Source organism: Actinocrinis sp. (genome assembly GCF_035946395.1).
In the GTDB taxonomy this organism is placed as follows: domain Bacteria; phylum Actinomycetota; class Actinomycetes; order Streptomycetales; family Catenulisporaceae; genus Actinocrinis.
The window spans coordinates 50,002-72,525 of the sequence record NZ_DASYZI010000401.1 but is presented as its reverse complement, the minus strand read 5'-3'; the positions used below and the strand labels follow the sequence as shown (position 1 = coordinate 72,525).

The 22,524-nt window shown below is 69.7% G+C and carries 16 protein-coding genes; 11 read left to right on the top strand and 5 right to left on the bottom strand.

Annotated features, from left to right (window positions below):
- From VGS97_RS25260 to VGS97_RS25250, 3 genes are all read left to right on the top strand, one after another.
- The coding region (locus VGS97_RS25260) for a YciI family protein (RefSeq protein WP_326856146.1) at positions 1-324 on the top strand (324 nt) is incomplete at its 5' end.
- On the top strand, positions 318-1,505 hold the full coding sequence (locus VGS97_RS25255) for an RNA polymerase sigma factor (RefSeq protein ID WP_326856145.1): 1,188 nt from the start codon (positions 318-320) through the stop codon (positions 1,503-1,505). The genes VGS97_RS25260 and VGS97_RS25255, both read left to right, overlap by 7 nt.
- A 196-nt stretch (positions 1,506-1,701) precedes the next feature.
- Positions 1,702-2,247, top strand: coding sequence for a hypothetical protein (locus VGS97_RS25250; protein ID WP_326856144.1), 546 nt, complete (start codon positions 1,702-1,704; stop codon positions 2,245-2,247).
- A gap of 117 nt (positions 2,248-2,364) precedes the next feature.
- Here VGS97_RS25250 and VGS97_RS25245 read toward each other — a convergent pair whose 3' ends face one another.
- Entirely contained in the window at positions 2,365-5,022 is a 2,658-nt protein-coding gene (locus VGS97_RS25245; protein WP_414641829.1) for a caspase, EACC1-associated type, read from the bottom strand.
- A 958-nt stretch (positions 5,023-5,980) separates the two neighbouring features.
- Entirely contained in the window at positions 5,981-6,337 is a 357-nt protein-coding gene (locus VGS97_RS25240; RefSeq protein ID WP_349262257.1) for an ankyrin repeat domain-containing protein, read from the bottom strand.
- Between the two features lie 465 nt (positions 6,338-6,802).
- On the opposite strand from VGS97_RS25240, the gene VGS97_RS25235 reads away from it, so the two are divergent.
- The 5 genes from VGS97_RS25235 to VGS97_RS25215 all read left to right on the top strand — a co-directional run bounded on the left by VGS97_RS25235 (position 6,803) and on the right by VGS97_RS25215 (position 16,237).
- Positions 6,803-8,248, top strand: coding sequence for a ricin-type beta-trefoil lectin domain protein (locus VGS97_RS25235; protein ID WP_326856141.1), 1,446 nt, complete (start codon positions 6,803-6,805; stop codon positions 8,246-8,248).
- Positions 8,248-12,816 (top strand): carbohydrate binding domain-containing protein, encoded by a 4,569-nt coding sequence (locus VGS97_RS25230; RefSeq protein ID WP_326856140.1) that lies wholly within the window; start codon positions 8,248-8,250, stop codon positions 12,814-12,816. Before VGS97_RS25235 ends, VGS97_RS25230 begins: the two co-directional genes overlap by 1 nt.
- 80 nt (positions 12,817-12,896) lie before the next feature.
- A complete protein-coding gene (locus VGS97_RS25225; protein ID WP_326856139.1) occupies positions 12,897-14,126 on the top strand; it encodes a methyltransferase domain-containing protein in 1,230 nt (409 codons plus the stop codon).
- Between the two features lie 104 nt (positions 14,127-14,230).
- The gene (locus tag VGS97_RS25220) at positions 14,231-15,298 is read left to right on the top strand and encodes a hypothetical protein (RefSeq protein ID WP_326856138.1); all 1,068 of its coding nucleotides are present in this window, start codon (positions 14,231-14,233) and stop codon (positions 15,296-15,298) included.
- A gap of 159 nt (positions 15,299-15,457) precedes the next feature.
- A complete protein-coding gene (locus VGS97_RS25215; protein WP_326856137.1) occupies positions 15,458-16,237 on the top strand; it encodes a hypothetical protein in 780 nt (259 codons plus the stop codon).
- A gap of 49 nt (positions 16,238-16,286) precedes the next feature.
- Here VGS97_RS25215 and VGS97_RS25210 read toward each other — a convergent pair whose 3' ends face one another.
- From VGS97_RS25210 to VGS97_RS25200, 3 genes are all read right to left on the bottom strand, one after another.
- Positions 16,287-17,708 (bottom strand): class II fumarate hydratase, encoded by a 1,422-nt coding sequence (locus VGS97_RS25210; protein WP_326856136.1) that lies wholly within the window; start codon positions 17,706-17,708, stop codon positions 16,287-16,289.
- Between the two features lie 110 nt (positions 17,709-17,818).
- Positions 17,819-19,117, bottom strand: coding sequence for a site-specific integrase (locus VGS97_RS25205; RefSeq protein ID WP_326856135.1), 1,299 nt, complete (start codon positions 19,115-19,117; stop codon positions 17,819-17,821).
- A gap of 12 nt (positions 19,118-19,129) precedes the next feature.
- A complete protein-coding gene (locus tag VGS97_RS25200; protein ID WP_326856134.1) occupies positions 19,130-19,567 on the bottom strand; it encodes a hypothetical protein in 438 nt (145 codons plus the stop codon).
- Between the two features lie 193 nt (positions 19,568-19,760).
- Between VGS97_RS25200 and VGS97_RS29680 the strand changes: the two genes are divergently transcribed.
- From VGS97_RS29680 to VGS97_RS25190, 3 genes are all read left to right on the top strand, one after another.
- Complete coding sequence (locus tag VGS97_RS29680; protein WP_349262255.1) at positions 19,761-20,042, top strand: helix-turn-helix domain-containing protein; 282 nt, start codon at positions 19,761-19,763, stop codon at positions 20,040-20,042.
- A 240-nt stretch (positions 20,043-20,282) separates the two neighbouring features.
- Positions 20,283-21,563, top strand: coding sequence for an AAA family ATPase (locus VGS97_RS25195; RefSeq protein ID WP_326856133.1), 1,281 nt, complete (start codon positions 20,283-20,285; stop codon positions 21,561-21,563).
- A gap of 265 nt (positions 21,564-21,828) precedes the next feature.
- Positions 21,829-22,335: a hypothetical protein gene (locus VGS97_RS25190; protein ID WP_326856132.1), complete on the top strand. Its 507-nt coding sequence runs from the start codon at positions 21,829-21,831 to the stop codon at positions 22,333-22,335.
- The last annotated feature ends 189 nt before the right edge of the window (positions 22,336-22,524 follow it).

The window sequence follows — 22,524 nt, the reverse complement described above, 5'->3', positions numbered from 1 at the left end:
CAGGGCACCGCGCTGGAAAAGCAGGCCTCGCTCTCCGAGGAGGAGACGAAGCAGGTCTACGCCGACTATCAGGGGATCAACCAGACGCCGGGCGTCACCCCCGGCCCGCCGATGGGCCTGCCCGAGAACGCCACCACGGTGCGCATCGAAGGCGGCAGGGTCCTCACCACGGACGGCCCGTTCATCGGGATGAAGGAGGCCATTGGCGGCTTCTTCGTCATCGAGGCCGACGACCTCGACGCGGCCATCGAGGTGGCCTCCCGCGTCCCGGCGGCACGCTACGGCGGCGCCGTCGAGATCCGGCCTTCGGAGGTGTATTGGTAGAGCGGCTTGAGCAGGTCTTCCGCGAGGAGCGGGGCCGCATACTGGCCACCCTGATCGGCCTGCTCGGCGACTTCGACCTCGCCGAGGAGGCCGCGCAGGAGGCCTTCGCCATCGCCGCCGACCGGTGGCCGCGCGACGGCGTCCCCGACAACCCGCGTGCCTGGCTGATGACGACGGCCCGCAACCACGCGACGGACCGCATCCGCCGCGAACGCACGCTCGCGGCCAAGTTCGGCCTGCTCGCCGCCGACGATCGCGCGCCGGCAGCGATGGACACCACACCGACGGGCGCCGCGTTTCCGGACGAGCGCCTGGAACTCGTCTTCACCTGCTGCCACCCGGCGCTCGCCATCGAGGCGCAGGTCGCGCTGACCCTGCGCACCCTGGGCGGGCTGACCACCGACGAGATCGCCCGCGCCTTCCTGGTGCCGGAGCGCACGATGGCGCAGCGGCTGGTGCGGGCCAAGCGAAAGATCAAGGCGGCCAGGATCCCGTTCCGGGTGCCGCCGGTTCATCTGCTGCGGGAGCGGCTCGACGCCGTCCTCGCGGTCGTTTATCTGATCTTCAACGAGGGCTACGGCGGCCGCGACGAGCTGGCGGCGGAGGCGATCTGGCTGGGCCGCGCGCTGGCCGAGCTGCTTCCGGACGACCCGGAGGTGCACGGGCTGCTGGCGATGATGCTCCTGCACGACTCCCGCAGCGAGGCGCGGTTCAGCGGCGGCGAGCTCGTGCTGCTCGGCGAACAGGACCGGTCGCGGTGGAACACCGGGCAGATCGCCACCGGGCGCGCCGAGCTCGACCGGGCGCTCGCCCTGGGCGGCCGTGGAGCCTATGTCCTCCAGGCGGCCATCGCGTCGCTGCACGCCGAAGTGCCGTGCGACTGGCCGCAGATCGCGGCGCTGTACGGCGAACTCGGCCGCCTGACCGGCTCGCCCGTCGTGGAGCTCAACCGCGCCATCGCCGTCGCCGAGACCGAGGGCCCGCAGGCCGGCCTGTGCATCGTCGACCGACTGGGGCTCGACGACTTCCGCTATCTGCACTCGACCAGGGCCGAACTCCTGCGCCGCCTCGGGCGCATAGACGAGGCGCGTGACGCATACAGACGCGCCAGGCAACTCACCGACGACGGCGCCGAACGGCGCTTCCTCGAACGCCGGCTGACGCAACTGGCAGGCATGTGACCCGTCGCTGCCGAAGCGCCGGTGCGTTTGAGGGGTGATGCCATCGGAATGCCACCGGATTGCGACTCTCGGCGGCGAGACTGCCTTCGTGCCGCGTGGGGGTGGGAGCTCGAAACGCGTCGGTGGCCTGTGCATCGGCGCGCCCGTCACTCGATGAAAGCGGCACGCATGGCAACTCTCGGGAGGAAGCATTTCCATGACCACCGCACCCGCAATCCGCCGCGCCGCCGCACTGGCGGCCGGCGCCCTGGCCCTGAGCCTGGGCATGTTCGCCGCCGCCCCCGCATCGGCCACCGCGGCCGTCTCCCCCTCCGCCGGACAGATCGTGACGCCCCTCGCCTCCATGCACACCTGCGAGGCGGCCGGCAACGACGGGACGACACAAGGGGTGTTCTGCGCCGACATCGTCGGCTACAGCGACGGCACCTTCAGCTACCAGGTCGAGGCGATGTGCCAAAACCTCTTCACCCACAGCTATCCGCAGTGCGCGGACGTCAACTACGCGTTCGAGGGTGACTCCTCGGTGTACGGATTGCTGTGGTCGGGCACGGCACACTGCGGCCACACCGCTCCCGCGTGCCCGGCCAACCAGCGCTGGATCATCAATTCCGGCCGCTTAATCCTGAACCCGTGCAGCGCCGTGTGGACCACGGTGTACAACGGAGCGAGGATCGAACTTCCCGGCTCGGGAAAGGTCGTCTACGGAGCCGCCTTCGACAGCGGCGGCACCACCGGTTGCTAGCAGGCGGTGCGGTGCCGCCGCTGAAGTAGACACCGGCCAATCGCCGGCCTTCAGCTGAAGTGCCGCAACGAGGGTCTCGGCATCTGTCGTCACACAGGTGTCGAGACCCTCGCCGTCTCAGTACTCCCCGCGGCGCTCGGTCAGGTGGTAGGCCTGCGCGTGCCGGCCTGCGTCGTGGAAGGCCGCGCGCAGCTCCATGAAGTCGTCGCGGGTGGCGGCCCGGGTGAGCATGAGGTCGGCCTCCGCGTCACAGCCGCGGGTCGCCAGGTTCGAGGCCAGCACGACCAGTTCGGCCGGCGGCATGGTGGCGCCGAGGTGTTCCAGGTAGCGATCGGTCTGGTCGGAGGCGCGCACCCGGCGCAGCGTGGCCAGGACCACCGCCGGGTCCGTCCGGGTCGCCAGCGCGGTGATCAGCAGTTCCCCGGCGGCCTGCGCGCCGGCCCGGGTCTCGGCCAGCAGCGCCATCGCCTCGACCGCCTCGGCCGCGGGAGCCTGCGCGGCGAAGCTGTCCAGCAGGCTGGCCGCGTCCTCGCCGCGGCCCGACTGGGCCAGCGTGAGCACGGCGTCGCACACCTGGCGCGGCGCTCCACGGCCCAGCGCGGCGAACAGCAGGTCCGCGTCCTCGTCGCGCTTCGCGGTTCGCAGCACGCTGACCGCGTCGAGGAACTCCCGCGGCGAGCGGTCGCGCAGGTGGCCGTCGAGCAGCGCGGCCGTGCCGGACGAGGCGGCCAACGCCACCAGCGCCGCGGCGACTTCGACCAGCGGCCGCCGTGCGGCGCCGTCGAGGACGGGCGCCGCGTCCTGCTGCCCGCCGGCCTCCCACAGCTCGCGGGCCACCGCGCCGGCGAGGGCCGCAGGGCCCTGCGCCACCAGTTCGACGATCCGCTCGACGTCCGCGGCGCGGTCGGCCGCGCGCAGCGCCTCGAACAGGCCGACCACGTGGCCGGGGCGGCCGTCGAGCACGCCGATCACGAGCTTGTCGGCGTTCGCGAGCTCGCCGTGCCTGCGCAGCACGTCGATGTAGCCCACGGTGGTCGACGGGGGACGGCTGAGCGCGGCGGTCGCGTACGCGTGCACCGCGAGATCCCGCTGCCGTCCCGCCTCAAGGTACGAGGACAGCGCGACGAGTTCGACGTCCGAGTAAGCCGGAACGGCCCGGCTGAGCAGCCGGTAGGCCAGCTTCGGGACTTGCGCGCTGGCCAGCGCCGTGGACAGGTACGCAGTCAGCGACGGGAACGGGCCCACAGCACTGCCCGCCGCGTCGAGCAGCACGTCGACCCCGTCCTCGACGCCCGCGTCCGACATCCGGCGCATCAGCCCGGCGAAGCGGTCCGGCGGCCAGTTCCCGGCGGCCAGCTGCGCGGCGCGGGCGTACAACGCGTAGGAACCGCGCTCCGCTCCCCCGGCCTCCAGCTCCTCGGCCAGGGTCAGCACCCTGCCTTCATGCCAGTGCGCGGTCGCCTCGGCGAGCACCGGGCCGACCTCCTGCGGGCCGCCGAGTTCCGGGAGCACGTCGGCGAACGGCTCGACCGCGGCGCCGGCCGGGGCGTGCCCGGTCGCCTCGGCGAACAGCAGCGCGGCCTGTGGCAGGTCCCCGCGCGCGGCCAGCGCGCGCACCATCCGCTTGATGTTCTCGGCCGGGCGCCGGGCCGCCAGCGCGAGCACCCTGCCGCACTCCTCCCGGTATCCGGCCTGCACCAGCGCGGCCACGAGTTCGGCGCACTGTGCGGCGGGCCGCAGCAGGGCGACCGACTCGGCCTGTTCCGCCTCGGCGTCCCGCCCGGCCTGCCGCAGCACCACGAGCAGCAGCGCCACGTTCCCCGGGGCGCCTCGGGCGGCGACCCCGGCAAGCACCTCGTCGGCGACCTGGCCCCAGCCGGAGGTGCGCAGCTGCGCGGTCCAGTCGGCCAGCGCGGCCGGCGCCATGCTCAGCGCGGCGTCCTGGCCCTCGGGCACCCGGGGCAGGGTGTCGGTGTACTGACGCTCGGCGGTGTCGGGATCCGCGCCGCCCCGCGTCTGGTCCGCCGCCGCGCCACTGGACTCCGCGGCCTTGCGGGTGTTGCGTACCAGCGCGATCCGCCGCTCGCCCTGACCGGGCCACAGCCGCGGCGTCGGCAGCTGGTTCGCGGACAGTTCGCGGCCGGCCTGGTGGTGCAGCTCGGCGAGGTCGAGCACGTCGCCGACGCCCGGAACACCGGCCCCGGCCACGCGTATCAGCGCGCCGGTGAACGCGGTCATCCGCTGCCCCGGCGGCACCCAGCTCTTGGCGTCCTTGGCGGTGGCCGCGAGGACGCACGCGCCGGGCACCGCTTCCAGCGCGGCCGGGCCGGTGGAGTGCGTCGACGGGACCTGCCCGTCGTAGCAGTAGTCGAGGATGATGATCCGGTCGGCGGCGTGGCCGGCCTCGCGCACCAGCGCGGCGACGTCGGGGAAGCGCAGCGCGCGGTAGAGCCGCGACTCGGACGAGCCGGCCAGGCCGAAGTAGAGGTCGGGGTGCCGGGGCGCGGCGAGCGTGTAGCCGGCGACGTAGAGGATGAACGCGCCGCTCGCCGCGGCCGCGGATTCGTAGACCGCGTCCAGGACCGTGGCGGCGTCGGGTGGGTTGCGCAGCACGGTGCAGTGTTCGGGGGCCAGCCCGAGCAGTTCGGGATCGGTCAGCACCGCGGACAGTTGTTCGACGTTCTCCGAGACGCCCGGCGTCGGCGCGACGGCGTCGGCGGGAACGTAGTCGTCCACCGCGATGAGAACCGCGCGGGATTTGCCCGGATCCTGCACTGGCAACGCCGCCCCCTCCCTCTTTGGCTAGCAGGGTCTACCAGGAGATCCTGCAATGCAACAGTAAAGTGCGATGCACATTCGAGACGCTGTAACCGAGCCGTTACCGTGCTGGGGTAGGGATGGCGTCTCCACGGCGATCTCACAGCTGACGCCCATGATGCCGGTTCATGGACAACCGCCGCGAAGCGCGATCCCGCTCCGGAGATATCCCGAGTGTCGGCTTGGCCGAATGTGCACCGGAGTCAGCCGATATGGAGCCCGCGCAACTTTACCGTGCGCTGGATTTGATCGCCTCCAGGCGAACCGTCGCACAGTTGTGTGTCGTGCGCCACGGCCGCGTGGTGCTCAACCGGGCGTCGGGCGCGCGCCCGACGCGCTGTTCATGCTCTTCTCGACTGGAAAGCCGTTCGGAGCCTGGCCGACGATGCGCTGGCGATGGCCGACTGGGAGCGGTCGGTGTGCAACGCAGGACAGGCCCGGCCAAGGGGTTTGTGAGATGTAAGGCCGGATCAGGGCGCGGCGCGGCAGCGTCATCCCGGCGGTGAACGTGTCGACCGCCTCGACCGGCCTGGCGCGCTTCTACCAGGCGCTGCTGAACGGCGACGAGTTCGACGGAGTCAGAGTGCTGCATCCCGGCACCGTCGCCGGGGCACACCGGCCGTCCGGCGACGGCGAACTCGACCGGATGCTGCATCGGCCGGTGCGCTGCTCGCACGGTGCTCGCACGGCTTTCAGCCGAGCGGCGGCCCGCCGGGTCGCGACCAGCCGATGGGCAGCGCCAGCGGCCGCAACGGTAGCTACCTCTGCAACGCCTGGGCCGACCCGGACGGGACCTGGTGTTCGTCCACCTGACGGACCTGCCGCCTTCGCGTGCTGCGAGCGCACGCCATCAGACGCAGGTCAGTGACGCGGCGCTCGCCGCCTGCCGCTGACTGCGACCGGCCGGCGGCCGGTTTCAGCCCTCTGTTCCGGCTTCTGCGCCTTCGAAGAGCGCCAGCAGGTCGATCTTGCCGAACATCTTCGCGGCGTCGATCGCCGACGGGAATCCGGCGGCCGGGTCCGCCCCGGCGGCGAGCAGTGCGCGCACGATCGCGACCTGGCCCTTGAACACCGCTCCGGCCAGCGGCGTCTGCCCCTTGTCGTTGGCCTCGTTCGGATCGGCGCCGCGCGCCAGCAACAGATCCACGGTCTCGGCGTTCCCGTAGTACGCGGCGAGCATGACAAGGCTGTCACCCGCCTCGTTGGTCAGCGCCGCGGGCACGCCCGCGTCCAGGTACTGCGCCAGTGCGGCCGTCTCGCCGTCGCGCGCCATGTCGAACAGCCTGCCCGACTGCGCGATCGTCTCTGAATCCGGCGCGCCCGGGGTCTGCGCGGTCGAGTCGCTCATCGTCTCCTGGTCTCCGATCGGCTTCAATGCGTCGGGGATCAGACTACGTGGACGCGGGAGACGGCGCGCGCTCAGCGCCGTCACGGCGCTGTCACAGCGGGCCGCGCGCGCCACCGAACGCCACCGGGCGCCAGCGCGCATCCCAGCGCACGAATGGACGGCCCCTCATACCTCGGAGGCTGCGGCGTCATGTAACACGATCCCTTGACGTTAGTTGTCCGCGACCACATACTCCCAACCACTACCCGAACACTCGTCGGCTGAGTGATACGAAACACGCCGGAAACGTTTCCGGCATAATCGGGCAAACGGCCCGATTCAATACATAAGGCCCGATCGACTCGGCGCGGCCGACCGGGCGCAGGCGTCCAACGCGAGAGGTCGCATGCCATGTTCGGACAGAGACGAGGCCGCGCCGTACCCACTCACAGCGCCTCCTCTGCTCGGTTCCACTCCCCCGCCTCCCCTTCCGATGACTCCGCGGCGCTGCCCGCCGCCCGGGTCCGTACCCACCACCGGCGCGGCCCGGCCGGGCAGGCGCCGCGGATCCCGCTGTCCAGCCGGCGGTTCCGGCTGCTGACGCTGTCCGTGGTCGCCGCGCTCGGCGGGCTGTTCACCTTCGGCGTCGGCCCGGCCCAGGCGTCGCTGCCCGGCGTGCCGTCGGGCTGGACCCAGGTGTTCGCCGACGACTTCAACGGCGGTGCCGGCAGCGGCATCGACGGGCAGTGGATGTACGACACCGGTCCCGGCTCCAGCTTCGGCACCGGCGAGATCGAGACCATGACCAACTCCACCGGCAACGTCCACCTGGACGGCAACGGCAACCTCGACATCACCGCGCTCAACAACGGCGGCTGGACCTCCGGCCGGGTGCAGACCACCTCGGCCAACGTCGGCGCGCCGGCCGGCGGCAAGCTTGAGGTCACCGCCTCGATCGACCAGCCCTCCGGCGGCGTCGGCTACTGGCCGGCGTTCTGGATGCTCGGCCCCGGGCAGTGGCCGGAGAACGGCGAGATCGACATCATGGAGGATGTCAACTCCCTGTCCGAGGTGTCCGGCACCATCCACTGCGGCACCTACCCCGGCGGTCCGTGCAACGAGGGCAACGGGATCGGCAGCGGGCTGCGCGCCTGCGGCGGCTGCCAGTCCGGTTTCCACACCTACACGATGATCCTCGACCGCACGAACACCTCCGCCGAGTCGATCACCTTCTACCTCGACGGCTCCTCGTACTTCACCGTCACCGAGGGGCAGGTCGGCACCTCGACCTGGCAGCAGGCCTTCGACCACAACCTGTCGATCATCCTCGACCTGGCGATGGGCGGCGGCTACCCGAACGGCGTCTGCGGCTGCACCTCGCCGACCGGCTCCACCGCCTCGGGCGGCACGATGCAGGTCGACTACGTCGCGGCGTACACCACCAACGGCGGCGGCCCGCCCCCGCCGCCGCCCGGGTCCGGCCCGGTCACCCTGGCCTACAACGGCCTGTGCCTCGACGTGCGCGGCGCCAACTCCGCCAACTTCACCCCGGTCCAGGTCTACACCTGCAACGGCACCAACGCGCAGCAGTGGACCTTCGTCCAGGCCGGCACGACGCTCCACGCGCTGGGCAAGTGCCTTGACATCAACGGCGGCGGCACGGCGAACGGCACAACCGTCGACCTCTACGACTGTAACAACACGGCCGCACAGGTCTTCATCCCGCAATCGAACGGCTCGCTCTACAACCCGCAGTCGAACAAGTGTCTCGACGACACGGGTTGGGGCGGCTCCGGTACCCAGAGCGAGATCTGGGACTGCACCGGTAACACCAACCAGAAGTGGAACTTGCCCTAATGCATGAACGCGTCGCTGAACGCAGCCGCACCCGGCGGCGGACACCCGCGCTGGTCGCAGTGTTCGCCCTGATCGCGGGGCTGCTCGGAATCGGAATCCAACAGGCCGCTTACGCCACCGCCGACACGAACATCGCGCTCGGCTCGGAGGCGACCGCGTCCTCGGTGGAGGGAGCCGGCACGCCGGCCTCGGCCGCCGTGGACGGCAACATGGCCACCCGTTGGTCCTCCGCGTGGAGCGATCCGCAATGGCTGCAACTCGACCTCGGCGCGAACGCGTCGGTCAGCGGTTTCTCGATCTCCTGGGAAGCCGCCTTCGCCACCGCGTACCACATCGAGGTCTCCAGCGACGCGACCACTTGGACGCAGGTCTACTCGACCACGTCCGGCGCCGGCGGCACCGAGAACATCTCGGTGCCGCCCGGCACCACGGGCCGCTACGTGCGGCTGACCGGGACCGCGCGCACCACGATCGGCGGCGCGCAGTACGGATACTCGATCTACGAGTTCCAGGTGCTCGGCCACTTCACCCAGGAGGGCGTGAGCACGGGCACTGACACGGCGAGCCTGCAACAGGGCACGTCGATCGACCTGCCGGTGAATCTGAACACGGCCTCGGCGGCACCGGTCACCGTCGACTACGCGACCGCCGACGGCAGCGCCGTCGCGGGCACCGACTACGCGGCCGCCGCGGGGACGCTGACCTTCGCTCCCGGCCAGACCGCGCAGACGATCCACCTGGTCGCGCTGCCGAATCCGGTGCACGCGCCGACCAAGACGTTCAGCGTCACGCTGGCCAACGCCTCGCCCGCCGGCACGTCCGTCGGGCCGCGTTCGACCACGACGATCAGCATCCTGAACAACAACCCGGTGCCGACCGACGGCGCCGTGCAGACCATCGACAGCTTCGACGGCACGATCCCGTTCAGCACCGGTAACCCGGGCCTGTTCACCTTCTCCTCTGACGCCGCCTCGACTCCGACGCTGACGCAGGTCGCGGCGCCGGACATGCCCGGCGCGGCGAGCGGCAACCAGGCGTTGCAGGTCTCGTACAAGATCTCCGGCTGGGGCGGCTACTCGCACGACCTCGCCGCGGCGCAGGACTGGAGCGCGTACGACGGCTTCAGCTTCTGGGTCAAGGGAACGGGCTCCGGCCAGAAGGTCGAGTTCGAGGTCAAGATGGGCGGCGCCGACGGCGAGCACTCCGAACTGTGGCAGTCGTTCTTCACCGACGACACCGCCGGCTGGAAGAAGGTGCAGGTCGGCTTCGCGAACCTGAAGAAGCGGGCCGACTACCAGCCCTCCGGCGCGCCGAACGCCGCGTCGATCACGCTGGGCGCCATGTGGGGCTACGCGGTCAACCTGCCCGGCAACTCCGCCAACACGCTGGTGTTCGACGACGTGCAGGTCTACCAGTCGCTACAGACCATCCAGGACTTCGAGGGCGCCAACCCGATCACCGACACCAACGGCGCGCTGGCGAACACCGGGGCGTTCTCCTGGGGCGGCAACACGGCCAGCACCCCGACGCTCAGCATCGCGCAACTCGACCGCCCCGGCGTGACGAACAACCACGTGCTGCGCGGCAACTGGGTCGACGACAGCAGCTACGGCGGCGTCAGCTACGACCTGGCGACGAACGCACCGCAGGACTGGAGCCCGTACGCGGGCCTCGAATTCTGGTTCTACGGCCACAACCCGAGCAACGACGCGGTCCCCGGCTCCGGAGCCAAGTACGAGTTCGAAATCAAGATGGGCGGCGCCGACGGCGAGCACGGCGAGCTGTGGCAGGCCTTCTTCACCGACGACTGGCAGGGCTGGCACCTGATCCAGCTGCCGTTCGCCTCGCTGAAGCGGCGCACCGACTACCAGCCCTCCGGCGCGCCGACGAGCACCACGCTGGACCTGAGCACGATGCGCGGCTTCGCGCTGACCGAGCCCGCGGGCACCGCCAACGGCGAGTTCGACGTCGACCAGTTCGCGCTCTACGGCATCAACACCGGAACGCTCGGTGCGCACGTCAGCACGTCGCAGGCCGTTTACGCGGTCAACCCCGGCGGCACCGCGACGGTCGGCATCCAGCTGACCACCGACGGCGGCAAGGCGCTGGACCACGACGTGACGGTCGGCTACGCGCTCGGCGGCGGCAGCGGCGTCGCGGGGACCGACTACACCGACGCCAGCGGCAGCGTGACGTTCGCCAGCGGATCGGCGTCGGGCAGCGTGCAGTCGTTCACCGTCCAGACGCTGCCGAACTCCACACCGTCGACCGCGAAGACGATCCCGATCCAGCTGACCCCGGCCGGCGCCGACGTCGCCGCGGACAACCCGGTGGTCGTCGTCAACGCGCATGGCCTGCCGTATCTGGACTCCTCGCTGCCGATCGCGACACGGGTACAGGACCTGCTCTCCCGGATGTCGCTGGACCAGAAGATCGGCCAGATGACCCAGGCGGAGCGCGGCGACCTGGCGCACCAGTCGGACATCACCTCCGAGTCGCTCGGCTCGCTGCTCAGCGGCGGCGGCTCGACGCCGACCCCGAACACGCCGCAGGCCTGGGCCGACATGATCGACTCCTTCCAGGCCCGCGCGCAGGCCACGCCGTTGCAGATCCCGCTGATCTACGGCGAGGACTCGGTGCACGGCGACAACAACCTGGTCGGCGCGACGGTCTTCCCGCAGAACATCGCCATGGGCGCGACCCGCGACCCGGCGCTGGTGAAGCAGGAGGGCCAGGTCGCCGCAACCGAGACCCGGGCCACCGGCGTCACCTGGGCGTTCTCTCCGTGCGTGTGCGTGGCGCGCGACGAACGGTGGGGCCGTACGTATGAGTCCTACGGTGAGGACCCGGCGCTGGTCACCCAGATGGAGACCATCATCGACGGCCTCCAGGGCGACGGCGCGCTGAACAAGAACACCAGCGTGCTGGCGACCGCGAAGCACTTCGCCGGCGACGGCGGCACGACGTACGGCTCCGGCAGCGGCAACTACAAGATCGACCAGGGCGTCACGACCGTGACGATGCCTCAGCTCCAGGCGCTGTATCTGGCGCCGTTCCAGGCGGCGGTGCAACAGCACGGGCTCGGCTCGGTCATGCCGTCCTACTCCAGCCTCCAGATCGTCGGGCAGGACACCGCGCCGATCAAGATGCACGCCCGCGCCGACATGATCACCGGAGTGCTCAAGCAGCAGTACGGCTTCTCCGGCTTCGTGATCAGCGACTGGCAGGCCATCAACCAGCTCGGCCCGAACTACGAGACCGACATCCAGACCTCGATCAACGCGGGCCTGGACATGATCATGGTGCCGGACCAGTACACCAACTTCGAGAACGACCTGAAGGACCTGGTGGGCAAGGGCCTGGTCGCCCAGTCGCGGATCGACGACGCGGTCAGCCGGATCCTGACGCAGAAGTTCCGGCTCGGCCTGTTCGAGCAGCCTTACGCGGACCGCAGCAACGCCGCCACGATCGGCGACGCGGCGCACCGCGCGGTGGCCCGGCAGGCGGCGGCCGAGTCGCAGGTGCTGCTGAAGAACGCGGTCCCGGCCACCGGCGCCGCGGCGCTGCCGCTGTCCACGAGCGCGAACATCTACGTGGCCGGCAGCAACGCCAACGACCTGGGCAACCAGGCCGGCGGCTGGACGGTGACCTGGCAGGGCGGATCCGGCAACGTCGACGTCGGCACCACGATCCTGCAAGGGATGCAGGCCGACGCGCCGAACGCACACATCACCTACTCGAAGGACGCGTCAGCTCCGATGACGGGTTCCGACGTGGGCGTGATCGTGGTCGGCGAGACGCCGTACGCGGAGGGCGTCGGCGACGTCGGCAACGGCCACACCGTGGACCTCTCGGCGGCGGACAAGGCGGCCGTGGACAAGGTCTGCGCGGCGATGACGTGTGTCGTGCTGGTCGTCTCGGGCCGGCCGATGAACATCGTGCCGATCCAGGCCGAGGCGAACGCGATCGTGGCGTCCTGGCTGCCGGGCACCGAGGGCGAGGGCGTGGCGGACACGCTGTTCGGCGTCACGCCGTTCACCGGCCGGCTGCCCGACACCTGGGCCAAGCAGGTGGACACGACGACCACTCCGGTGGTTGTCGGCATCCCGGCCACGACCGGCGCGTACGACCCGCTGTACCCGTACGGCTGGGGCCTGCGCACCGACTCGCAGCAGGCACGGATCACCGCGGTGCGTGACGCGCTGGCCGGCCAGCCGGACCAGATCTCGAAGGTCGGCGCGACCCTGCTCACCGCGCTGATGAACGGCAACGGCAACTGGAACGCGGACGGCTCGCTGCGCCACTCGGGCGCCGCGCTGTCGCTGATCGCGGCGGCGAGCCCGGCGGTCGAGGGCACGTCCCAGTTCGACGAGGCGAACGCGAACCTGCTGGTGTCGGTCGTGCGTGACATCACCCAGAACGCGATCGTCGCGGGCGGCGCGACGGCGATGACCAGCACCGCCGCGACGACGGCCGACTCCGAGCACGCCCTGATGAGCGGCGACCCGACGACGGCGATCGCCGAGCTGACCACGGCGTACTTCATGGTCGCGCCGCCGGAGCAGTAAGCGGCAAACGTCAGGACACAGCACCTGGCAAAGCAGGTAAGGGCGGCGGCCTTCGGGTCGTCGCCCTTACCATTTACAAAATGCCTGTGCGTTTGACTGCTCGATGTGTACGCGGCCTTGAGTGGGTACTCGCGGCCGAGGTGGAACACCGCTTCGCTCGGTACGCGGCCGATGACATCCGGCTGAGCGAGCGTCAGGTGTCATTCGAGGTGCCCCGATTACGCACCGGCCTGCTTGAGTTGCGAACGGCCGACGATCTGCTGCTCGTTGTCGGAACGCTGCGAGGCATCGACCACACGCGAGCCGCCCTGCCCGAGCTGTCGCGACGCCTCACGCGGATCGACTTCGACGCCGCGCTCACGCAGCTGGAGGACGTCCGTACGCTGCCGTCACGGGCACCGACGTTCGACGTGGTCGCGAGCCTGCTCGGGCGGCGCAACTACAACCGGTACGCCGTCGAGGACGCGGCAGGAGACGTCATCGCGGATATGGTCGGCGCGCGGTACGCCTCCCGGAATCCGAACGCCGGGCGCCGTACGGGTATTGGCACAGCCGGCGCGGGCACTGCCGCCGACGCCGCAGACACCGACTTCACCGTACGCCTCTCGCTCAACGGCGATTCGGTCGAGATCGCCCTGCGTCTACCGCACAGACCGCTGCACCGGCGCCCCTGGAAGCTGGACACGGGACCCGGGACGCTGCACCCTCCCCTGGCCGCAGCACTCGTCTGGATCGGGAGCGGCACGTCGCCCCTACGTGTTCTCGACCCGTTCTGCGGTGACGGCACGATCGCGATCGAGGCCGCACTCGCCTTTCCCGAGGCGAAGATCCTCGCCGCCGACCTTGACGCCGATCGATTGCGCAACGCACGAGCCAACGCGGCGCGCACGGCGGTTGCGGAGCACATCCAGTTCGTCCACGCCGACGCAGGAGACACAGCCTCGGGAAGCACAGCCTCCGGACCAGAACCCTTCGACGTCCTTGTCACCAATCCGCCGTGGAACAGGTCGGTCGGCGCGTCCGGCGCGCTGGTTGACACGCTCGACCCCTTCTGGCGGCGCCTGCCGGACAGCTTGACGCCAGACGGCCGGGCCTGCACGGTCACCGAGGCGGAACTCGACATCCCGGCGCGTTTGCTGCGGATGGGCTATTCGGTGGCGCTGGCGCAGGCGATCCGGCTCGCCGGGCGCGTCTCGCACGTCGTGCTGGCCGCGCCGCCCGGCGCCGCCGAGCCCCGGCTCCCGGCCGGACTCGAACTGTGGCACGAGCGGGCGATCAAGGCCGGAATCGTCTCACCGGACGGTTTCTGACCCGCCGGGGATAGGGGAGCGTTTGAGCTGTGGGGCCGGGGTCACAGCGTCTGCCGCGCCCTGGTCCGGCCCCACAGCTCAAACACCCCCTAGTCTCAGAGACTGTGGGAGTCTCCGATATAGAGTTCCTCGGCTCGGGCGACGGCGACGAGGACGCCGAGCCGGGCGAATCCGGGCCCGACGCCGGTTCCGATGCTGCTTCCGGCACCGGCATCGGCTCCGCGTGCCGCTGGTATCGGCAGAAGCCGTCCGGCCCCGTCGCCGCGCTCTCGGCCGCGCTGCTCGTCGTCGTCACGGCGGCCGCGTTCGCCGTCGTGACGCAGCAGCGGCAGAGTGACGACTTCGACGTGACGCTGATCTCGGCCCAGTACACGATGCGGCAGGACGCGTCCGGCATAGACCTCGCGCTCGCACTACAGAACGCCGGTCCGACCATGATCGAGCTGACCGGTGTCGCCGTCTACCAGCCCGGGCTGATCCGGTCCACGCAGACCGGCGACGCCGCCGGGGTCACCGAGAGCGAGGCCGGCGCCACGACGGCGAGCGCGCTCGGACCCGGGACCGCGATCACCTCGCTCGCGCTGACGCCGAAGGACGTCGAGATAGTCACCGTGCCGTTCCGCTACGACTGCGCCGTGTCGAGCTTTCCCGCGGTCAGCCGCTCGGTCGGCCTGGCCGGGTTCAGCGCCCGTGGCACGGCGCACACGGCGCGCCTGACCCTCCCGGCCTACGTCACCCCGTGGCAGCCGGGCGGAGTCCTGAGATCAGCGCTCTGCAATCAGCCCACTCCCGAATCGGACCTCAACGTCAGGTACGCCGGAATCGGCAGCACGCTGATGCAGCTGACCCCGGTGCGGTTCGACTACACCATCTCGCTGACCGCGCCGACGGCCACCCCGGTCACGGTCAGCAGCATCTCGCAGGACAATCCGGGCATCGCGGCCTCGGTGGACCCGGCGCTGCCGATCGAAGTGCTCGACGGGCAGACGGTGCTCGTCACCATCACGTGGCGGGTGATGAGTTGCGTCATCGCGACTTCGGACCGATCCGCCGTCGGAGTGAAGATCACGGCTTCGGCGGAGCAGAGCGTGCAGACTTGGGACGCCAGGCTCGGCGCCCAGTTCACCAGGGATCTGGACGCCGAGATCACCACCGTGTGCTCGGGCGGCTGACCGACTGGACCTGCGCGGTTCCGCATACTCCTTCGCCCACGTATGTTCCGGCATCGCGACATCAGTGTGGTCGTGATCTGGTTGACTGTGTCTGACAGTCTGTCTGTCCGACAGTGCGTCGCCCGCTGCGCCCACCATCGCAGGACGGAGACCCGGTTAATGACCAGGACGATGTACGACGGCGTGGACGCGAGCCGGCTGCCGGTCTCGGCCCAGCTCGTCGCAGGGTATGTGGACGGCCTTTACAAGTGGTCGGACGCCGGCTGGGCCCGCTTCCCCTCCTCGGTCAAGGTGCGCGTCGCGGTGTTCTCGAACACGAACGACGGGCACGCGCTCGACGTCGAGCCGGGCAACGCCACCCCCGCGCAGAGCGTCGACTGGGTGCTGATGCGCCGCGGCTCGGGATTCGACCCGACCGTTTACATGAACCTGTCCACCTGGCCGACCGTGCGCGCGGCCTTCCAGGCGCGCGGCGTGGCCGAGCCGCACTACTGGGTCGCCTCGTACGACGACGTCGCCGCGATCCCGTCGGGCGCGATCGCGAAGCAGTACTACAACAACGACGCCGCCGGCTACGACCTGTCAGTCGTCGCCGACCTCTGGCCGGGCGTCGACGCCACACCCAATGGCGCCCCGGCCGCCGTTTCCGTCAGGAGGAACGACTTGCACGCCGATCTCCAGCTGAATCAGCCCGTCGTGCTCACCAACCCGGCCGCGGTCCTCGGCGGCACCTCGCAACTGCTGCTCGCCTCGGACTTCGGCGACGCCACCGTGCGCGTCGCGCTGTTCAGCCTGAGCGCGGCCAACTGGTCGGTGAAGCAGTACAACGTCGGCCGGCTCGCCGGCGCGGTGAAGATCGCGCTGCCGCCCGACACGAACAAGATCAGCGTCGAGCTCACCAGCGGCCCCGGCACAGTCGGCCTAGACGTGCTGGCGTGACGCCGTGACCGGACGCGCCGAGGTGGCCTGACTTCCCACGTCGGCACGCTCACGCCGGTGGGCGCGCCATCCCGAGGACGTCGAGCAGCCGGTCCAACTGTTCCTCGGTGACGGTCCCGGCGGCCACGTGGCCGCGGTCGATCACGGCCTGGCGGATCGTCGTCCCCTCGCTCAGCGCCTGCTTCGCGATCTTCGCGGCCTCCTCGTAGCCGACGACGCGATTGAGCGGCGTCACGATCGCGGGCGAGGACTGCGCGTACTCGCGCAACCGCTGCACGTTGGCCTCGATGCCTGACACGCAGCGCTCGGCCAGCAGTCGCGACGCGTTGGCCAGCAGCCGGATCGATTCGAGCAGGTTGCGGGCCAGCACCGGAAGGGTGACGTTGAGCTCGAACTCGCCCGAGGCGCAGCCGAACGCGACCGCCGCGTCGTTGCCCACCACCTGGATGCACACCATGCGCACCGCCTCGGGGATGACCGGGTTCACCTTGCCGGGCATGATCGAGGAGCCCGGTTGCAGGTCGGGCAGCGCGAGCTCGCCGAGCCCGGCGCGCGGCCCCGAGCCCATCCAGCGCAGATCGCCGCAGATCTTGAACAGCGCCAGCGCCAGGGCGCGCAGCTGGCCGGAGCACTCGGCGAACGCGTCGCGGGCGCCCTGGGTCTCGAAGTGGTTGCGCGCCTCGGTGAACGGCAACCCGGTCGCCCGCGCCAGGTTCGCGACGGTGGCGGCGCCGAATCCGGGCGGGGCGTTGAGCCCGGTGCCGACCGCCGTCCCGCCGAGCGGCAGTTCGGCCAGCCGGGGCAGCGCGGATTCGAGCCGCTGCGCCGAACGGCGGATCTGCGCCGCGTAGCCGCCGAACTCCTGGCCGAGCGTGACCGGCGTGGCGTCCATCAGGTGGGTGCGCCCCGCCTTGACCGTCTCGGCGAACCGCGCGGCGTTGGTGGCCAGCGCCTGCTCCAGCAGGTCGAGTGCCGGCAGCAGCTCGCGCACCAGCAGCGCCGTGGCCGCGACGTGGATCGAGGAGGGGAAGACGTCGTTCGAGCTCTGTGAGGCGTTCACGTGGTCGTTCGGGTGTACCGGACGGCCGAGGCGCTCGGCCGCGAGGGTGGCGACGACCTCGTTGGCGTTCATGTTCGAGGACGTGCCGGAGCCGGTCTGGAAGACGTCGACCGGGAACTCGGCGTCCCAGCGCCCCGCCGCGACCTCGGTCGCTGCGGCGCGGATCGCGTCGGCCATGTCCGCGGTGAGCACGCCGAGCGCGCCGTTCGCCTCGGCGGCGGCCGCCTTGATCCGGCCGAGCGCCGAGATCTGCGCCCGCTCCAGCCGGGCGCCGGAGATCGGGAAGTTCTGCACGGCGCGCTGGGTCTGCGCCCGCCACTTCGCACGTGCGGGCACTAGGACCTCGCCCATCGAGTCGTGCTCGACACGCACGTCGGGATCCGGCCCCACCCGCGCCTCGCTGCTGTTCATGCGGGTCACCTCCATCTACCATCCTCACCCATGGCCCCAGGAGATCCAGCCCGCGACTGGTCCGCGTTCCAGTACGAGATCTACTATGACGCCATGCCTCTGACCTGCGATTAGATAGCTTTGAGAGTTCGAGAGGGCACTTTCGGGGCACTTTGCTTGGGGACGCTTCGGCCGAACGCCGCTTCTACAGCGGCCCGCGACGTGTCTTCGGCTTCTGGCCAAAGGTGCGAGTAGACGTCCAAGGTGATCGACGGCTTGCTGTGCCCCAGCCTGCGCTGCACCGTCTTGACCGACTCGCCCGCGTCGATCAACACGCTGGCATAAAAATGTCTAATGTCGTGGAGCGTGGCCCAGTCGGGAACCACCAGCGGGACGGCGCGTTCCCGGTCCGCCTGTCCGGCGAGCAGTGTGTTCGCCTTCCGCACCGTGGCAGCCCAGATGTCCGGCCACCGGCCGCGCAGGATGGGACGCCCGGCGTGGTTGGTGAACAGGAACCGCGCTTTCCGCAACACCGGCTTGTGTGGGTTCGTGCGGTCCCAAATCTCAATGTTGCGCGGCGGGAACTTCACGATGTGCTCGGCGATCTCGTCCACGACGAACTGCGGTACCGGGACGGTCCGGTAGCTGGTCTTGGTCTTGAGCGGCCCCAAATACGGCTTGTCGTGTTCCGGGTACACGAGCTGTTGGCGGATCTTCAGTTCGCGCCGCAGAAAGTCCAGCTGCTCGACCTCCAAGCCGAACAGCTCTCCCTGCCGCAGCCCGGTGCACGCGTCCAGCCGCAGCGCGGCCCCGTAGCGGGGATCAATGGCCTGAATCAGCGCTTCGACGACGGGCACGGGCAGCGGCTCAGTCTCCGCGTGCACGACCTCGGGCAGGTTGTCCACCCCGGCGCACGGGTTCACGGAAATGAGCCGGTCGATCATGGCCATCCGGAATATCGACCCGATATAGGAATAGTCCACGCGCAACGTGGTCGGGGCGATGACCTCGGATAGCTCTTTCACCCACCCCCGGATTTCCGACGTCCTAATCGCCGCGATGGGCCGGTCCCCGAGCGTCGGGTATATGCGGTTTTCCAGGGCGCTGCGCACGCGGACGGCGGTGGAATCGCGGTGGCGACTGTTCTCCCGCCACTGTTCGGCGACCACCCGGAACGACTGCTTCCCGAGCTTGGGGTCAACGAACAGGCCCTTCCGCAACTCCGAGCCGACATCGTCCGCGCGGTCGTCCGCCTCGGTCTTTTTGGTGAAGTTCTCTTTCCGCTGAATACCGCTCGCGTCGCGGTATCGAACCTGCCAGCGCTTTCCCTTTCCGTGGTCAGCCGAGGCAACTTTCCCTTTGTGTTCAGGACATTCCGGTTCGCCAGGTCCCGGCTTGGACTTATGCCATCTGTCATATACATCAGCCATTTGCTACTCCTCTCATCCCGCTTGGCCGGGTCGGACCGGCGCGAGTAGGCGGTGACGGTGTCGGGCGACGTGGACCCAGCGGCGCGCGGTCGTCTCGTTCACCTTGAACTCGTCGGCGACGGCTTGCACTGGCTTGTCACCGGCCGTCAGCGCGTCGCGGTACACCCGCGCGACCTCTTGGTAATGCTCGACGCCGAGCACGGGCGGGCGGCCAGTGCGCGGTTTGACCCACACGGTGCTGGGGTCGGGCGTGGGTCGCTGAGCAGCGATGATCTTTCCTAGCGGCACCTCGCGCAGTAGCGCCGCGTCGATCGTGCCGCGCCGGTATGCCGTGTCTCGCAGAGCTTTGACCTCAACGGCAATCACGTCGGGCGCGTAGGCGGCGGTCCACTGGAGTGTCACACGGAACAGTCGGTCGCGGATCACCACGTCGGTGTGGGCTTTGGGCATGGGTAAAGCGTACAGCGTTTGCGAATGGCTTAGCGCACCATTCATTCTGACCTTACGCTCACGCGAGTCCGTGACGTCCACCGTTAGCGGTTGCATGCGGTACGTTAGTCAGTTCATTGGTTTACTTTCCTGCATGGCGGTAAACTTTCATCGATGGCTTGACCAGCGGTTACACCGCTGAAGGGAACGTTCGATGACCGCCGCACCACTGTGGACGCACACGCAGACCGCGCAGTTTCTTGGCCTGCCAGTGTCCACGCTATATCAGCTTGTTTCTAAGGGAATCGGCCCGCGTTCGTTCCGGGTCGGCAGGTACCGGCGCTACCAGGAGAGCGACGTCCGATCCTGGCTTGAAGAACGCGCGTCAGACGCGCCGACGTTCGGAAAGACTACGGCGCCCCGGACGTCCGCACCGGCGGTGCGAGCCGTGACCGGTCCCGCCGACCGGAAGCGCGGGCGGCCGAAAGCGCGCTGAACCGGGCCGCATGAAAGACCACGGCCCCCGCCGGATAGACGGGGGCCGCACTGCCAACCCGCGCGGTGCCGATTCCGCGCAAAAGGAGAATCTGTCAGAGACTCTTACGAAATTGTACCGAGCCGGGCCGACAGTCTGCCGAAGATCGACCTCGCGAATCTGGTCCCGCCCTGGCGCCGGAACACCACTACGGCAGCGACCGCTGAGCCAGTACGCGGCAACCAGAAGATCACTGACGCGGTGGAGGCGATCATCGATGGCTGGCTCGACTCCGAGCGCGACCGGCCGGACGAGTCGGCCGACGAGTACGAGCCGCACGACGACGGCGACCCTTGGGGCGACTTCGAGCCGCCGGACACGAACGAGGACAGCATGCCTTCCGACGAGCCGCACGGTCCCGGCGGCACGGCGTACACCGTGCACGAGTCGGACACTGCTGAATCGGCGGCGACCGACGCGTTCGAGCGGGCCGTTTCTGGGCTGCTGGGCGAACTACTCGACAGCGACGGGCTCGACGACATCCCGGCGCTCGAACCGCTGATCGACGGCTACTTGTACCGCGACACGATCGCCCGCGTCATCGGGCCGTCCGGGCACATGAAGTCGTTCGTCGCACTCGACTTCGCCGCGCACGTCGGCACCGGCCAGCAGTGGCGCAACCGACACACCGTGCACGGCGACGTGATCTATTTGATCGCCGAGGGCGCGGGCGGGTTCCGCAAGCGCGTGCGCGCCTGGGAGCAGTACTACGGCCGCAAGATGACCGGCGTCCGGTTCCTGCCGCGCCCTGTTCAGGCCGCCGACGCGGTGAAGTGGAACGTCCTGATCGAGGTGTGCCGACGGTTGAAGCCCGCGCTGATCATTTTCGACACACAGGCGCGGATCACGGTCGGCGTTGAGGAGAACTCGGCGAAGGAGATGGGCTTGATCGTCGATCGTGTCGAACAGCTCCGCACTGCCACGAGGGCGTGTGTGGTGCTGGTCCACCACCAGGGCCTCAACGGTGACCACGGGCGCGGCTCGACAACGGTCAAGGGCGCGGCGCAGACCGAGCTGCGCGTGACGAAGCGGGGCAAGAAGGCGCCGGACGCGCGCGTGATCGTTTCGAGCGACAAGCAGAAGGATGACGAAGAACTCGACGACATGGCGTTCGGGATCACCGTGGTCAAGCTCAGCGGCGAGGCGAAGGAGGACGGGTCGCCGGTGACCTCGGTCGTACTGGTACCGGCGGACCTGCCGCCGGGCGACGACGCGACAGCCTCCCTGAAGCCGTCCGGTCGCCGCGTCCTGGCCGCGCTGCAAGGCGCGCTCGGCCCGCTCACCGTCAAGGGCATCGGCGATGTGTTGGCGGCACAGGACGACGGGCCGCTGAAGCCCCGAACCATCCAAGACGCGCTTGCCGGACTGGCGGAACAGAAGCTCGCCGAGGTCGCCGGAACTGACGGTTTCGCTCAGACCTGGCGCCCGGTGGTTGCCACCGAGGTCGGCAAGCTCTCCGACGCAGCGCAATATTCGGCCTGACCTGCGCGCATGCCACGCACGCATCCGCGCATGCGCGCCGCGCGACTCTTCACCCGTAGGCGCGCACGCACGCACGTCACCCTTAGGGGACGTGCGTGCGTGCGCGCCTTGGGAGAGCGGGGCCGAGCGGTCGGCGGGGTGGAGAAAGTCAAGATCAAAGACCGGCGCCGACGGGGATGGGTGCGCACCACGTTGCCGTCGTCGCTGCGGTGTCCCGTGCCCGGCCAACCGCACCGTGCCCACGTTCCATCGACAGGAGGCTTACATGGCGGATGACGAAGTGGACGAACGGACCGCGCACCACGAGGCCGGGCATGCGGTCGCGTACCTCGCCAGCGGGTTGTCGATCCGGTACGCGACGATCCGGGCGCGCGGCGGCAACCACGGCCGGGTCGCTCCGCCGCGTAGGCGGAGGATCGGGGTCACGGATGCCTACGTAACCGCATGCGCCGGGCCGGTAGCAGAGGGTTTATACCTGTGGCATGCCGCCGACGAAGACGACCGCGCGGGATGCGAGGTGAACGATTTCATCATGGCCGCCTGGCTGGCTGGCGGGTGCGGCGACATGCAGGTCTTCGACGGTGAGCGGGAGGGCGTCTGGGACTCCTGGCAGGACACTACGAAGACGATGGTGGTCGAACGGTACTGGCCCGCCGTGACCGCGATCGCCGAAGCGTTATTGATCCACAACACGCTGCCGGGCCGCGTGTTGCGCGAACTGGCTGAAGACAGCGGCCTGCCGCTGTGGTGCATGGCCGGGCTGCGTCGGTAACTGGGCGACGACCGGTAGTGGCAGCAAACCCGCGACCCATTCCCCGTCGGCGCGGGTTTTGGCCGTTCACCCATTCGGCCCAGTGCAGGTCCGTTTCTCCCGAGCCACCTGGATTTCGTGAAACATGGCCTCAACGGCGACGACCCCCCGGTGCAACGGGGGGTCGTCAGTGCCGATCCGCTCCTGAGA

Excerpts from the sequence above, each read along its gene's own strand:
- VGS97_RS25250 (WP_326856144.1), top strand. The coding sequence starts at position 1,702 with ATGACCACCGCACCCGCAATCCGCCGCGCCGCCGCACTGGCGGCCGGC.
- VGS97_RS25240 (WP_349262257.1), bottom strand. The coding sequence starts at position 6,337 with ATGGCGCGCGACGGCGAGACGGCCGCACTGGCGCAGTACCTGGACGCG.
- VGS97_RS25235 (WP_326856141.1), top strand. The coding sequence starts at position 6,803 with ATGTTCGGACAGAGACGAGGCCGCGCCGTACCCACTCACAGCGCCTCC.
- VGS97_RS25230 (WP_326856140.1), top strand. The coding sequence starts at position 8,248 with ATGCATGAACGCGTCGCTGAACGCAGCCGCACCCGGCGGCGGACACCC.
- VGS97_RS25225 (WP_326856139.1), top strand. The coding sequence starts at position 12,897 with ATGCCTGTGCGTTTGACTGCTCGATGTGTACGCGGCCTTGAGTGGGTA.
- VGS97_RS25215 (WP_326856137.1), top strand. The coding sequence starts at position 15,458 with ATGACCAGGACGATGTACGACGGCGTGGACGCGAGCCGGCTGCCGGTC.
- VGS97_RS25210 (WP_326856136.1), bottom strand. The coding sequence starts at position 17,708 with ATGAACAGCAGCGAGGCGCGGGTGGGGCCGGATCCCGACGTGCGTGTC.
- VGS97_RS25205 (WP_326856135.1), bottom strand. The coding sequence starts at position 19,117 with ATGGCTGATGTATATGACAGATGGCATAAGTCCAAGCCGGGACCTGGC.
- VGS97_RS25200 (WP_326856134.1), bottom strand. The coding sequence starts at position 19,567 with ATGCCCAAAGCCCACACCGACGTGGTGATCCGCGACCGACTGTTCCGT.
- VGS97_RS29680 (WP_349262255.1), top strand. The coding sequence starts at position 19,761 with ATGACCGCCGCACCACTGTGGACGCACACGCAGACCGCGCAGTTTCTT.
- VGS97_RS25190 (WP_326856132.1), top strand. The coding sequence starts at position 21,829 with ATGGCGGATGACGAAGTGGACGAACGGACCGCGCACCACGAGGCCGGG.